This is a genomic window from Bartonella sp. AP258QHHD (assembly GCF_042196145.1).
In the GTDB taxonomy this organism is placed as follows: domain Bacteria; phylum Pseudomonadota; class Alphaproteobacteria; order Rhizobiales; family Rhizobiaceae; genus Bartonella.
The window spans coordinates 54,026-68,985 of record NZ_JBHIPR010000034.1; the positions used below are offsets into that span (position 1 = coordinate 54,026).

General features: G+C 38.4%; 11 protein-coding genes, 1 tRNA gene and 1 pseudogene. 2 read left to right on the forward strand and 11 right to left on the reverse strand.

Going from position 1 to position 14,960, the window contains the following annotated elements; all coding sequences use genetic code 11:
* Positions 1-105: 105 nt before the first annotated feature.
* The 4 genes and pseudogenes from ACFIMM_RS03795 to argH form a co-directional block, all read right to left on the reverse strand.
* On the reverse strand, positions 106-2,535 hold the full coding sequence (locus ACFIMM_RS03795) for a TIGR02302 family protein (RefSeq protein ID WP_375692627.1): 2,430 nt from the start codon (positions 2,533-2,535) through the stop codon (positions 106-108).
* 126 nt (positions 2,536-2,661) lie between these two features.
* The gene (gene lysA / locus ACFIMM_RS03800; protein WP_375692628.1) at positions 2,662-3,915 is read right to left on the reverse strand and encodes a diaminopimelate decarboxylase; all 1,254 of its coding nucleotides are present in this window, start codon (positions 3,913-3,915) and stop codon (positions 2,662-2,664) included.
* A gap of 34 nt (positions 3,916-3,949) precedes the next feature.
* Positions 3,950-4,129: an LPS translocon maturation chaperone LptM gene (locus tag ACFIMM_RS03805; protein ID WP_375622099.1), complete on the reverse strand. Its 180-nt coding sequence runs from the start codon at positions 4,127-4,129 to the stop codon at positions 3,950-3,952.
* A gap of 51 nt (positions 4,130-4,180) precedes the next feature.
* A pseudogene (gene argH, locus ACFIMM_RS03810) lies at positions 4,181-5,580 on the reverse strand (argininosuccinate lyase).
* Positions 5,581-5,612: 32 nt separating this feature from the next.
* Here argH and ACFIMM_RS03815 point away from each other — a divergent pair.
* On the forward strand, positions 5,613-6,308 hold the full coding sequence (locus ACFIMM_RS03815) for a TlpA disulfide reductase family protein (RefSeq protein WP_375612735.1): 696 nt from the start codon (positions 5,613-5,615) through the stop codon (positions 6,306-6,308).
* A gap of 2 nt (positions 6,309-6,310) precedes the next feature.
* On the opposite strand, the gene ACFIMM_RS03820 is transcribed toward ACFIMM_RS03815, so the two are convergent.
* From ACFIMM_RS03820 to ACFIMM_RS03850, 7 genes are all read right to left on the reverse strand, one after another.
* Positions 6,311-6,787, reverse strand: coding sequence for a YaiI/YqxD family protein (locus ACFIMM_RS03820; RefSeq protein WP_375612882.1), 477 nt, complete (start codon positions 6,785-6,787; stop codon positions 6,311-6,313).
* A 30-nt stretch (positions 6,788-6,817) separates the two neighbouring features.
* Complete coding sequence (locus ACFIMM_RS03825; RefSeq protein WP_375612736.1) at positions 6,818-7,672, reverse strand: YihY/virulence factor BrkB family protein; 855 nt, start codon at positions 7,670-7,672, stop codon at positions 6,818-6,820.
* A gap of 162 nt (positions 7,673-7,834) precedes the next feature.
* The gene (locus ACFIMM_RS03830) at positions 7,835-8,764 is read right to left on the reverse strand and encodes a prephenate/arogenate dehydrogenase family protein (RefSeq protein WP_375612737.1); all 930 of its coding nucleotides are present in this window, start codon (positions 8,762-8,764) and stop codon (positions 7,835-7,837) included.
* A 1,956-nt stretch (positions 8,765-10,720) separates the two neighbouring features.
* Complete coding sequence (gene holA / locus ACFIMM_RS03835) at positions 10,721-11,761, reverse strand: DNA polymerase III subunit delta (RefSeq protein ID WP_375648870.1); 1,041 nt, start codon at positions 11,759-11,761, stop codon at positions 10,721-10,723.
* 4 nt (positions 11,762-11,765) lie between these two features.
* A complete protein-coding gene (locus ACFIMM_RS03840; protein ID WP_375618340.1) occupies positions 11,766-12,560 on the reverse strand; it encodes an ABC transporter ATP-binding protein in 795 nt (264 codons plus the stop codon).
* On the reverse strand, positions 12,553-13,449 hold the full coding sequence (locus ACFIMM_RS03845; RefSeq protein WP_375639923.1) for an ABC transporter permease: 897 nt from the start codon (positions 13,447-13,449) through the stop codon (positions 12,553-12,555). The genes ACFIMM_RS03840 and ACFIMM_RS03845 overlap by 8 nt, the downstream gene beginning before the upstream one ends.
* Before the next feature lie 63 nt (positions 13,450-13,512).
* Positions 13,513-14,490, reverse strand: coding sequence for an ABC transporter substrate-binding protein (locus ACFIMM_RS03850; RefSeq protein WP_273790096.1), 978 nt, complete (start codon positions 14,488-14,490; stop codon positions 13,513-13,515).
* 186 nt (positions 14,491-14,676) lie between these two features.
* On the opposite strand from ACFIMM_RS03850, the gene ACFIMM_RS03855 reads away from it, so the two are divergent.
* Positions 14,677-14,751: transfer RNA gene (locus ACFIMM_RS03855), tRNA-Gly, on the forward strand.
* Positions 14,752-14,960: the final 209 nt, after the last annotated feature.

The following is a 14,960-nucleotide window of genomic DNA, read 5'->3' on the forward strand; positions in this document are numbered from 1 at the left end:
TGATTATTGCCTTACAAGCACTTTAATCATTTTTTTGGAGATAAACCCCATAGAGGTTCTTCATATACTGTTTTTGACATCAATTAAGAAAAAAGCCAACACTGGTTAATTAAAATGAAGCAATCTTTCAAGATAGTTTTTTTCTTCTTCTGAAAGATGCTCTTTACCAAGACGTTTGCGAATTTCATCCAAAATCTGCCGCGTACGCATTTGATCACTTTCTTGTGGTAGTGCCTCGCCTTCTTGTTCTTCATCTGTTGTTGAAGAAAGTGGACGTCCTAACGGATCTTTAGGACCAAAATCAGCATTTTGATCATCTCCCGTTTCTTTAAGTGTTTCGCGCATTTTTTTCAAAACATTTTGTGCACCTTGCCTCAAAGATTCCAAAGCATCAGACTGATTTTGTATAGATACCTGATGATTTCCATTATCAAGAGCATTTTCCGCAGAATTCATTTTTTCTTCTGCCCTTTTCAACGCCCCCCCTGTTTCAAGTCCTTGTTCTGATAATTCTTTTTCTAATGTTGATAATTCAGATTGCAATTCAGCTGGACGTTTTTTTAAAGATTTTTTTTGTGTTTCCGGTACATTTTCTCCGCGTTTTTGTTCCATCTCTAACTGATGTGTTTCATTGAGAATTTCTTGCTGACGACGCATTAAATCTCCAAGCTGGTCCATCTTTTCTTTCATTTGTGCAGATTGGCTTTTTTCTCCCTCATTTTGATTGCCTTTTTGCACATGCAAATGATCAAGCGTCTGTTCAACTTCCGCCAAGAGTTGTTCAGCTGCTAAAGAAGAGCCCGTTTTAGCCATTTCCTCAATTAAATTTAGCTTTTCTTGTAATGTAGATTCAGAAAGATTAGGACTTTTTGAGCTTTTAGAATTTTTAGAAACTTGACTATCCGGTGCTTTTTCAGCCAAAGCACGAATATACTCATCCATAGCTTGACGTAAATCTGCCATAAGCCGTTCAATTTCTGCCGCTGAAGCACCGTAACGCAATGCATCACGTAAAGCAGCTTGTGCTTGTTTTAACTTTTTTTGCACGGATTCAAGCTGATTATCTTCAATACCCAAAGCAATTTGCCATAAATAATCCACCACATCGCGCAAATGCTCGTCTGTTTGTGCTAAAGAAAGTCTTGTCCACGCACTTTGTAGAACAATAAAATGCGATGCATTTTGCAACCCCTTTTCTGGACGCACAAGCAAAGCAGAAAGCATATCCAATACACGCTCTTTCACAGAAGCATCAAGAGCTAATAGACGACGCAATTCAACCACTGCGCGTGCAACAGGATTCGAAAAAACACGCTGTGGTAATATCATAACAAAAGTTTTGCTACGCCCTTTCTGCCCCGCACCATCTTCTGCCACCAAAGTAATTTTGACTTGCGAACCTGCCCATGGATGCGCTGATATATCCTGCACCATTCGCATTTTCCCCTTTCCACCACGCGGAAGAAGAAGTTCTATTTCCGGAGCATTATAAAGAGAAGAAGCACTTTTATTCTGAGGAAGAAAAGGCTCTATTTCAACAAAAGCCTTTGTCACACCATAATCATCATCCACCACATATCGTAACTCCAATGATCCCGTTAAAATCCTCCCTGGTTTTTCCAACCAATGAATTGTTGGAAGCCTGTCCTTAATTATCTGCAAATGCCATTGCTGTTTTTTACGACGTGATGATACAAATAAATTTATTGGATGCTTTAAATGTGTTTCAAAATGAACAATTGGATCATTCAAAGCTGTTTGTTCCGTTTTCTCTGAAAACGAAACTTCCCTCCCATCTTCTACAGACTTTGCTTTTACTGTAATGCCAGCCCCATTGACAACACGCACAACAACATTACTCCCTTCAGGGATTTCTAGTTGTGTTTTCTCATCTTTTGTCAAATAAATCGGTGCCACACCGGTATAAGCAGGTGGTGTTACCCAAGCATCAATCCGTATGAGTTTTTCATCAACGACAGGACGAAAATCAAAGGCATCAGCCAAACGCCCCCCTTGTGAACCAAAAGAAAAACTAAAAGCGCACACAAAAAGAAGAGCACACAAAGCCCTCAAAGCCAAAGGATCATAATCCGCACTATTAAGAGAGATAAATCCAGTTTTTAAATAGTATGATTGCTTTGCCATTCGGCGTTGATGTTCACGCCAAATAACAGCACTAAAATCTTCATCATTTTCAGAACATAAACGATCTGTCTGAATATTCAAAGGCTGGTGTCTAAGATCATTGACGCGTTCAAGGCGGCAATTTACTTCCCGCATTGTGGGAAACCGAAAACGAATAAGAAAAAATAAACTCGCCCCAGCACAAATAAGTATAACCCCAAGTAAGAGCAAATGTGACCAATAGCCCAAAATACCAAAAAGTCCCAACCAGCTAAACGAACAAAAGAGACTAAGAACGAGGAAAAATGGCAACAACCGTACCCACATCCGTTCAAATGAAAGGATCCCCCACATCAAAATGCGCACACACAAAAGCTTCATTGCAAAACCTTTGATGTTTTTATTTTTCATAAACAAGCATTTATCCCCTTTTATCGTGGTGCATTAAGATCATAAACCCCATACAAAACAATTTCTAGAAAATAAATTGTTTCATCAAAGTTTAGTAAAAATAAGACCCAAAATATTTAATAATGCTCAATCTAATTTGGGCTCAATCCAATCTGGAATATGATCACAGCCTATCAATTGTGCATAATCAAGGCGTGGACGAATGACTGCATAACGTGTATCCTGAACCAAAACTTCCGGCACCAAAAGTCGACTATTATAAGTGCTTGCCATCACTGCGCCATAAGCCCCTGCTCCTGTTAACATCAAAACATCACCCGCTTTCAACACTGGTAAAGAACGTTCCAAGCCTAAATAATCACCAGTTTCACAAATAGGACCAACAATATCAGCATTAATCAGAGGGGCATCTACTGGTGTTTTTTTCACTGGCATTACATTTTGCCACGCATCATAAAGCGTTGGACGCATGAAATCATTCATCGCCGCATCAACAATAACAAAATTTCGTCCTTCCGCCTTTTTTAAATACACAACCGATGTCACCAACACACCGGCTTCACCAACAATACTACGCCCAGGTTCTAGGATAATATTGATCCCTAAAGGCGCAATATGTTTCTTTACCAGTGCTGCATACTCAAAAGGAGAAGGTACTGGATGCTTCTCATAACCATAAGGAATACCAAGCCCGCCCCCAATATCGATATGGGTTATCGCATAACCATTATTCCATAATTGACGCACAAAATCTGCAACAATAACAAATGCATCTTCAAACGGTTTTAAATCACAAATTTGACTGCCAATATGGAGATCAACACCACACACATGAAGACCAGGCAATTGAGCTGCTTTTTTATATACATCACCCGCCAAAGACAGTGGAATACCAAATTTATTCTCAGACTTACCTGTTGTAATTTTCTTGTGAGTCTTAGCATCCACATCAGGATTAATGCGTAAAGAAATACGAGCCGTTTTTGAAAGCGCAGCAGCCCGCGCCGATAATTGTTCAAGTTCTGGCTCTGATTCAACGTTAAAACAATAAATATCTTGTGCAAGAGCAAAATCTATTTCTCTCACTGTTTTACCAACACCAGAATAAACAATATTCTGCGCAGGAATACCAACAGCAAGTGCACGCCGTAATTCCCCTTCTGAGACCACATCAGCTCCCGCTCCATTGTTAGCTAAAAGTTGTAAAACTGCTTGATTGGAATTCGCTTTAACCGCATAAGCAATTAAACTCGGCATATCATGAAATGCATTCTGATAATCTTTAAAATGTGCAACGATTGCGCTAGCTGAATAACAATAAAAAGGTGTTTCAACTTCTCGCGCAAGTTCCAAAAGAGAAAGACCTTCAGCGTGAAGCACACCCTGATGATAAGAAAAAAACGCATAAAAATTCCTATTGTATTAACCGATCAAGAATAAAAGGTTTATCTGTTTTACCTTGAGAAACAAAAGTTCCTTGTGAAGAATTCACTCCTGTTGAAGGAGGTAACTCTAATGACCCTTTACGCCCACACCCAACGATACCCAAGCCCCCAAAAAGGACAATTATCAACCCCTTTAATATAATTTTCATCTGTCCTCTTTCCTCATCTCGATCTCTTTGTTACCTTTAAAATACAATCACTCAAGCGCTCACGAGACGCTTTTTCCAATACGCAATTTGCCGAAGAACCTCTGAAGGCGCTGTTCCCCCAAAGCTTTTACGACTTTCAACAGATTTTTCAACGGTCAAAACATCAAAAAGTGTCGCATTGATATCAGGACAAATTGCTTGAAGTTCATCTAATGATAAATCATGAAGGCGACACTGTTTTTTTCTGCCAATGCCACAGCACACCCTGTGATGTGATGTGCTTCGCGAAAAGGAATCCCTAAATTGCGTACAAGCCAATCCGCAAAATCTGTAGCTGTTGCATACCCTAAATCCGCTGCTTGTTTCATGGCTTTTTTATTCACTTTCAAATCAGCAATCATCCCTGTCATTGCTGCTAGTGATAATTCCAAACTCAAAGCCCCATCAAACACATATTCCTTATCTTCTTGCATATCCTTTGAATAAGCAAGCGGTAATCCTTTCATCACCGTTAACAATCCCATAAGTGCACCATTCAATCGACCTGCTTTCGCTCGTACTAACTCTGCCGCATCAGGATTTCTCTTTTGTGGCATAATGGAAGACCCTGTTGAAAAAGCATCTGATAAATGAATAAAACAAAACTGTTCACTTGACCAAAGAATTATTTCTTCTGCTAAACGTGAAAGATGTGTTGCACAAAGAGCGCCAGCGCTTAAAAATTCCAATGCAAAGTCACGATCTGAAACACTATCAATTGAATTGCGTGTAGGTTCGCGAAAGCCTAGCGCTTTTGCTGTCATAAAACGGTCAATTGGAAAGCCTGTCCCCGCTAAAGCAGCCGCCCCTAAAGGCGATTCATTCATTCGCTCAAGAGCATCACGCATCCGCGATAAATCTCGACCAAACATTTCAACATAAGCCATCATATAATGACTCAATGTTACGGGTTGAGCCAATTGTAAATGCGTAAAGCCTGGCATAAAGGTATCAACATGTTGTTCTGCGCGAATAAGTAATTGCTCTATCAATCCTTTTAAAGCTTGTGCTATCTTTTGCGTTGCTTCACGTACCCACAAGCGAAAATCAACAGCAACTTGATCATTGCGTGAACGCGCCGTATGCAAACGCCCAGCTACAGGACCTATCAATTCGCTCAGCCGCGCTTCAATATTCATATGAATATCTTCAAGCTTTCGTGAAAAAACAAATTTACCGTCTTCAATTTCTTGGCGAATAAGTTTCAAACCATGAACAATTTTTTCATAATCTGATTGTGAAATGATTTTCGTTTGCGCTAACATAGCTGCATGAGAAAGAGAACCTTCAATATCTTGTCGATAAAGTTTTTGATCAAAATCAATAGAAGCATTAATTTCTTCCATAATTGCAGCAGGGCCTGCCGCAAACCGACCACCCCACATTTGGTTCTTTAACTTCTCATCTGTCATATTCTGAAAACACCCATCCAAAGGACAAAATTATGATTTTTCAAATTTTCATCAGCAAAAAAAACAATAAAAAAAGGCAACTTTCCCTTGCATTCTTTATCATTGCATTGAGTTTATACGCAACCATAAACTACGATACCAAAAGAGAGTTTTTTCTTTTCAATTTCATTTCAGCAGCACAAGCACAAGAAATAAATACTGATAAAGCACGAGCAGAAAAAATGATGGCGATACGAAAAGCAGCAAAAGGCTTTTTTAGCCACATACGATTTGCTGATACGCCCTCAGATATGAATAAACTCTCTTTCAAGGATATTCTAGGAAAAGAGCACACACTCAGCGAATTTATCGGAAAACCAATGCTGGTCAATCTATGGGCTATTTGGTGTGCACCTTGCCGCACAGAAATGCCTGAACTTGCGCAATTAAAACGTGAATTAGGTGGAGAAAACTTTGATGTCATAGCTATAAATATCGATAAAACTGCTTCTCCTGAAAAAATTCAGCAATTTTTACAGAATATTCATTCAGATAATTTGCTTTACTATCGCGATGAAACAATGGATATTTTCAACAATGTTAGAAAACAGGGGCTCGCTTTAGGACTCCCCATTACATTGCTCATTGATAAAGAGGGATATCTCATTGCTTCCTTCAATGGTGCAGCTCCATGGGCCAATGACGATGCCAAAGCACTTATAAAAGCAGTCATTAAAGAAGCCCTATAACTTTAATAACCGCGTCTTTTTAAACGTTGTATAACAAGATCCAGTGCTGACAAAAAAGCAGAACGGTCTTTACGAGAAAAAGGACGGGGACCACCTATTATACTGCCCTGTCCACGCAAATCTTCCATCAAATTGCGCATCGCCAAAGCCTGACCAATTGAATTTACATCAAAAATACGCCCCGTTGGCGAAAGACAAAAACCCCCAGCTTGCACAACCCGCGCTGCTAAAGGAATATCACTGGTAATAACGATACTTGCCTCATGCACATGTTCTACGATCCAATCATCAGCACCATTGAATTCACCAGCAACGACCACTCTTTCAATGAGTGCTTCATCTGGAAGGGACAAAGAACGATTTGCCACAACAAATGTCTTAAGCTGATAACGATTCATCACACGATAAACTTCATCTTTTACAGGACAAGCATCTGCATCAATCAACAAAGTGATAGCAGGCTTTATTGGGATAATCATACCTTGGCTTTCAAGCAATAATAAGCTCTTTCATTTATCTGAATGTTGCAAATCCTTGCGATAAAACATTATCGCCGCGTTTATTTCTCCTCCCAAAATAAAAATTGCACTCAATATGTACAGAAAAATAATAGCAACCATAATAGATGCCAACCCTGCATAGGTAGAAATATAATCAAACATCGTTAAATATTGCGCAAAAGCGATAGAAGCCATAAACCATATAAACATTGTCACCACTATTCCTGGTAAAATATCTATAATTTTCCGCCGCCCTGCTGGAAGCCATTTATGAACAATCAAAAGACTGATAAACAAAATAACGATTGCAACTGTATAACGCCATACACGAATAACAGCAATATATTCAGTCATAAAAAAAGAATGATTTTGCATAATTTTGATCAACAAAGGCGCCAGAATCAATAAAAAACTAATCACAACAAGACCAACAGCTCCAAGGATTACAAAAAACAGACTTTGAAAACGACAAAATAACAAACTCCGTCGATCAGTAACACGGTAAGCTTTATTTAAAGCCGTACGCAAAGCCTCTATCCCATTAGAAGCAAAATAAGCCGCTCCAATGACAGAAAGCGTCAACACACCTCCTCGATGAATGGTTAAAACATTAACAATTTCCTGAGATAAAGGCTCTGCAATAACATCAGGCAATAACTGCACCAGTGCTTTAATTTTTTGCGGTGTATAAGTAAAAGCACCTAGAAAACGAGCAAAAGATGTTCCAAAAATAAAAAAAGGGAAAAATGCTAAAAGCCCCGATAGCGCAACATGGCTTGCAAAAGCACTCCCATTATCACGCCAATAATGACTTACTGCGTCACACAAAATACGATAGCTATACCAAAAGATATTTTTTAACAAAACTCAATACTTTCTGGTAAAACTCTTCCTCAGTCTATTTCAAGTTTTATAAAAATCATCAAAACTCTGCAAATAAACATTTTGCAATGTTGCAATATAACGGTCAATAATCAATACGGTCAAGCCCGACTTTATACCAAAACAAAAACCTCTTGTTTTTACTCACCCTTTTTTAGAAACATTCTGACGCCCAAAATCAGGAGCATCAATTTCCTGTCCAGCATCAATAATATTGCGGCGTACAGCACGCGTACGTGTAAAAAAGTTAAACAGTGTCTCACCATCTCCTAAATGAATTGCCCGTTCTAAAAAAGCAAGCCCCTCACTAAAACGGCTCAACATTTCTAAAATAGCATCCTTATTATGCAAACAAATATCTCGCCACATAACGGGATCAGAAGATGCTAAACGCGTAAAATCACGAAAACCGGAAGCGGAATAAGCAATCACTTCCGAATTTGTTACTTTTTCTAAATCACTCGCTGTCCCAACAGTATTATACGCAATCAAATGGGGTAAATGTGAAACAATAGCCAAAACAAGATCATGATGCTTAGGTTCCATCTTTTCGACACGCGCACCACAAGCTTCCCAAAACGCTGTTAATTGTGCGACAGCAGCAGCATCGCTATCCGCAAAAGGCGTTAAAATACACCAACGATTCATAAATAAATCAGCAAAACCAGCATCCGGTCCTGAATATTCCGTTCCAGCAATTGGATGCCCTGGAATAAAATGAACCGTTTTTGGCAATAAAGGTGCCATTTCCGCAATAACCAACGCTTTCGTAGAACCAACATCACTCACAATCGCTCCAAGTTTTAAATGATCACGAATGGTTTTTGCCACTTCTGCACTAGCCCCAACAGGAACAGAAAGAATAACCAAATCTGCTCCTTCAACAGCTTTTGCATTATCTGTCGTATAAAAGTCCCCAAGCTCCAATTCTCGCGCTCTTTTCAGGGTTTCTGGACGACGTGTTGCAATAGAAATCTGAGCCGCAAGATTTTTCTTTTTAATCACTCTTGCTAAAGAAGACCCAATCAGACCGATCCCAATGAGTGCTATTTTTTCAAACTGAGTATGGAGCATCTTTCACCTTCAAAGATTCTTTGCAAATGGCAATAAAGACTAATTGTAAAATCACAATTTTCTTGTTTGTTTGTTCAAGAGTTATGCGTAAAACATTAAAAAATGACAACTAGGGAATAAAGAATAACGCAGTTTACCAATTATCACCTGCGCAAGCTGACAACAGATCACTTTACCTAGAAAACACATAAAAAATAAATGACGAGAAATCTAACATCACGCTCTAAAACTCCCTCTTAATTACTGATCAAAGCGCATCACCGAAACAAAATAAAATGCACTCTCAATTAGGATAACAACGACTCTACATAAAATCCCATCAGTTTACTTTATCTTACTAATTTACTCACAAAAAAACACATCAAAAGCGTAAGCAGATACTAACTCTTCTCCAATTATCCCGATACGTTCATTAATTTGTACATTAGACCTATATAAAACGTATTGCGCCTCCACCTACAACATCAACATAAGTTTCGCGAATATTGAAAACACCGTAAAACAACGCATACCAAAAGATACCATTAAAAACATTTTCCTCTCCCGATTCCGGATACCGTAAATCAAATAAATATGAGAAAAACACGCCCTCTCAATAAAGAAAAAGTTTGATAAAAAAAACACCGAATATCCCTTTAATGGAATCACACCCCTCACGTAAAACAGAACGCCCTCAACAGAATAAATTTGGATTACAAATTCATGGGTTTGTTTTAAAAGACATCTCGCTCCCTAGCCTATCTCACGACAGTGTTCGTAAATGTTATAACTATAAATCTATTAAGCACGACCCTCTTCACACTTAAATAAAACACTATCATTATATTTTCCTACCCCCAATGTTGCAAAAAACCTTGGAATTTGAGAGCATTCATAAGAGGCATTTTTAGTGCTTTCTTGTACAGTTTTTATCTACACGCCCCCCACTTATGACGTGCAAAAGACATTGTTCTGATTGATTTAATATGAAAAATAATAAATTATTAATAATAAACAATGACTAGCTCTGTTTATGAGACACATTCATTGCTAAGATAATCATCTCTGTATCAAACATAAAAGTTTCCCCATAGGTGCTGTGGTTTTCATCATAATCTATTTTGACTTTCTTCTCATCCCATGAAGATTCTTAATTCATACCGATCTGCAAACAATTCATTTTCTTGTCTAAAAGATTCCTCTGGCTCACTATTGTAAATGATTCAATTAATCTATAATACATTGATTTATAAAAATAATACTTTTTTTCAATTTGAATCATAACTTCGAATACTGTAAAATTCTTCCATCACAAACCCTCTTATCAATTAAAATCTCTTGGCTACATGTCACAAGAAGACATGTGAGAAAAAATGATGAAAAACGCTCTCTAATGCTAAAAACTGTAGTAACATTAGAGGCTAGCAAAGTATATAATGAGTGTCGACTTGCGCTTTTATTAAGCATAAAGATAGAGTTGCTCTATGGGTTTTATATTCTTCACAAGGAACTTTACTTCTACACCATTCATAAACACCGCCGCGAAATAGATATGACGCGCATTGAAAAATATTTCTAAGAAAGCGTATGAATCTACCATACAAGTGTCTTCTGTTGTTTGAGATACTCTGTTTTACATGGGGGTGTTACTCCATTAAGACTCTATGAACCAACCTAATATTCACCAAATACCCACACAAAAAAACATCGAACACATAAAATTTGATATGGGCCTCGTATCACTACCCTAAAAACAGTATTTTACGATACAACAAAATAATAAAACTGTTTCAAAATGGCCTTTTGAAAATAAACTATTTCTTTTGAAGAAAAATTTCTATCAAGCTTTCAAGCTCCTAAAATGCATCCTCAAAAATACAAGTTCCATCAACCTCTACTTGATAGCATAACAGTTTTAATTACTGAAAATACCTCTGTGGTATACCAAAAATAAAAAATCATTATATTTCTAGGCTGTTAAGCTGCCATCTGGCGTCGTGCAATAATTGTAAGCCCTAACAAAACTTGACGAATGATAGCTTCGCCCAAAAGTGGATTTTTACGACTGTCTAAAACAGCACTCTGAATTCTTTCCATTGCATAAGAAATTTGTTCTAACTTCCAATATTTTAAAGCTTGTTCAACGATCTTTTTCCGTTGAAAAAAAATGGGAGGGCGTGCCTGAGAAACCACCGTAAAAGGTGAATTTCCTTCAACCTCTACCTGATAACGCAATAGCTGTAATTGCTGAAAATGCCTTTGAGCTGTACTCAAAATTAAAAAAAGTGCCCCCTGCACTGCTGCATGTCGGTTAAAATGCGCTTCAAAGCCTGATATATCGCCCAATAAAAGAGCATCAATGACTTCATCTTGAGAAAGAGCACTGACATCGCTTACAACAGCTTTCACATCTTCAAGAGTAATATGAACATTTGCAGCGTAAAGACAAAGCTTTTCTAATTCACCTCGTGATACAAGGCGATCCGCCCCTAAACATTCATGCAACCATCTACGTGCATCTAAAGAAAGAGTCTTCTTAAACTGTCCTAAAACCTCATCAATCAAACCGTCAAGAGACCGCATATCATCGGCAAAACAGGGTAAAGCCATCGCTTTTGATGCTGTTTCAACAGCATTGCGCAACCCTGTTCCTTTTTTTAAATCCCCTGCCTCAATGAGAATAAAACAAGCTTCTGGTGGTTTCTCAATTAAAAGTTTTAAGGCAGCAAGAAAACCTTTTTGGTTAGCAGCATTAGAGATCCATATCAAACGATCTCCCCCAAAAAGCGATAACGTACGCGCTTCATTTTCTAAACGTGCAGGATCTTTATCAATTTCAGCAGCATCCAAACGAATTGTCGAAAATGGATCTTCTATTGCTACCCGTGTAAGTTTTGCAAAACATTGTGCACGCTCACAAATAAGACCACGATCTGGCCCATAAATGAGAACAATAGGAAAAGCACGTGAAAAACGCATTAGAAACTGATCAACTTCATGTGCTTTTTTCTGAGCCACACTATTAATCCATTAACAGTTCATCATCATCAAGAACTTCCCCGCGAACTTTCTGAAACATGCCAATTAAATCATTGACATCCAAGCCCTTACGCTCTTCATGACAGACATCCAAAATCACTTTTCCACCATGCAACATCAAGGTACGATCGCCATAATCAAGAGCCTGACGCATAGAATGAGTCACCATGATAGTCGTTAATTTTTTCTCTTCAACGATTTTTTCAGTCAACCGCATCACAAAATCAGCCATTCCAGGATCAAGCGCTGAGGTATGTTCATCAAGCAATAAAACATCCGCATGTGCTAATGTTGCCATCACAAGACAAACTGCTTGGCGTTGCCCACCTGATAAACTATCCATAGGATTATGAATATATGCTTCAAGACCAATGCCTAATTGAGCAATTTTCTCTCGAAAAAATTGCCGTTTCTCATGATTTAAAGCCGCACGCAAACCACGACGACTTCCTCGAAGAGCAGCAAGAGCCAAATTTTCTTCAATTGTTAAAGAACCACAACTTCCCTCTAACGAATCTTGAAAAACACAAGCAATCTTTCCAGCGCGTTCACTGACTGATTGCCTAGAAACATTTTGCCCATTGATAACCACTTTCCCTGTTGAAGGAAGCGTAGCACCCGCTAAAACACTGAGCAAAGTTGATTTACCAGCACCATTTGAACCAATAACCGTAACAAAACTACCCTGATCAATTTTCAGGTTAATATCAATTAAAGCCTGTTTTTCCAAAGGTGTTTGCGGTTTAAATGTGACCCCAACATGAAAAAACTCAATCACGTTTATGCCTCCTCCAATAGCGTGGCACAATAAGGGTTAAAACAACCAACAGCGAAGTAATCAACTGAAGATCTGTCGACGTATCAATGCCAATGCCATTTGCTTCAAATGCAAATTGCACCGCCACACGATAAAGCACAGACCCTACAATACAGCTGATTATAATCCAAAAAATATTGCGCGTACGAAAGAGAGTTTCACCGATAATCACGGCTGCCAATCCAAAAACAATTGTTCCAATTCCACCGGTAATATCTGTTGCAATCGCAGTTTGAATATAAAGAGAACCACCAAGTGCCACACACGCATTGGAAAGCCCCATTCCAAAATATATCAATGCTGATGTATGGACACCTTGCGCCGTCGCCATGCGTGGATTAGCGCCCATTGCACGCATAGCAAGACCAATTTCACTTTCCAAAAAGCGCCAAATCAAAAACGCCATAACGAGCAACACAATACCAACGAAAAGAGGACGCACAAAAATATCAGACAAACCAAACAGATTATAAAAGGGGGTTAACGCCGTATCAGCAAGTGCTAAATTAACATTAGACCCTCCCATAATTCCCATAATACGAAGATTAACCGTATAGAGTGCTGACATTGTTAAAATAGAAGCTAAAAGATTCAAAATGCCAAAACGCAAATTCAATAGAGCTGTTAATAAACCAGCCACCATACCTGCACAAAAAGCGCATGCCATAGCTGTCCATGCATTGAAACCCAAGAGAATCAAAACACCACAGACACAGGAACCAAGAAGAAACGATCCATCAACTGTTAAATCAGGAAAATCTAAAACCCGAAATGAAAGATAAACCCCTATAGCAACAAACGCATAAATAAGGCCTAATTCCACAGCACCAGAAAACGCAAATATATTCATGTAAAGACAATCCCCATGAAAACTTAACGTATTTTTATTGTATCAACACTCTATCAATAAAAGTTATTGAATCACTTTTGTTGCACGGTCAATAACTGCCTGCGGAATAACAATCCCTGCTTTTTGGGCTGCTTTCAAATCAATTCGAATGTCATTATTAGCCGCCTGCACAACATCAATATCACCAGGCTTTTCACCCTTTAGAATACGCACAACCAATTTCCCAGCATCAACCCCTACATCATAGAAATTCACACCTTGCGTCATAAAAGGCCCACGCCCGATAGTATTAGCATCAACAGTAAATACAGGCATATTGGCTTCCTCTGAGACCTTTATTGCACCTTCTAAAACAGATAAAATCGTATTATCAGCAGGAACAAAAATAATATCGACCTTACCGATTAAAGCGCGTGTTGCTGCCTGAACATCTGAAGGCTTTGGTGCCGATGAGGGAATAATTTCAATTCCAGCTTTTTTTGCTACATCCTTTAACGTTTTAAGTGTCGAAACAGAATTTGCCTCAGAAGCATTATAAAGATAACCAATTTTTTTCAAATCTGGTTTTACTTCTTGTAAAAGTCTAACACTTTCTGCAACATCTATACGATCAGAACTCCCCGTCATATTACCGCCAGGTTTGGTAAGTGAAGAAACGATTTTAGCTCCGATAGGATCAGAAATTGCTGCAAAGACGATAGGAATTGTTTTTGTTGCCGCAAGCATCGTTTGTGCTGAAGGCGTGGTAATTGCTACAATAACATCGGGTTTATCACCAACAAATTTACGCGCAATTTGCGTTGCTGTTGAAATATTACCCTGCGCTGATAAAAAGGTAAGTTGAAAATTTTCACCTTGCTTATAACCATTTGCTGCAAGCACATCTTCCACACCTTTACGAACAGCATCCGCAGCAGGATGGACCATAATTTGCGTTATTGCAACTTTAACGTGTTTAACTTGGTCATCGGCCTTTGCAACACTGTTCATCATAAAAACAGTTGCAATGATAATCCCTAATATATTTATTCTCTTCAACATTATATTCCACCCCTCTCCATGCAAAAATTAAAAAAGGAATAATCTATTACTGAAGAATTTTCTAAAATCAATCTTTATTTCATTTTATTTAAACATGGACAAAATAAATCAAACTAAAATGATATTTTTTTGTTGCAATTCGTAGAAGCCTACGCCATACAGACAAGACATATATCGAATCGGTAAGCGGGTGTAGCTCAGGGGTAGAGCACAACCTTGCCAAGGTTGGGGTCGTGGGTTCGAATCCCATCGCCCGCTCCATTGAATTTTGTATTTATTCGTTCTTGTATGGAGTTATAGTGTAGCTTGCCAGCGGTTTTTGTATATTTTGCCACTGTAGCTTGCCAGCAGGTTTTGTATATTTTGCCACTAGGTTTTGTACCAATTTATTTTTTTCAAAGAGTTTTTAAGGTGTTCTCAAAGGGTCTTCAAAGACCTTTCAAAGATCATTTAAAGCCTCTTTTTCTTTT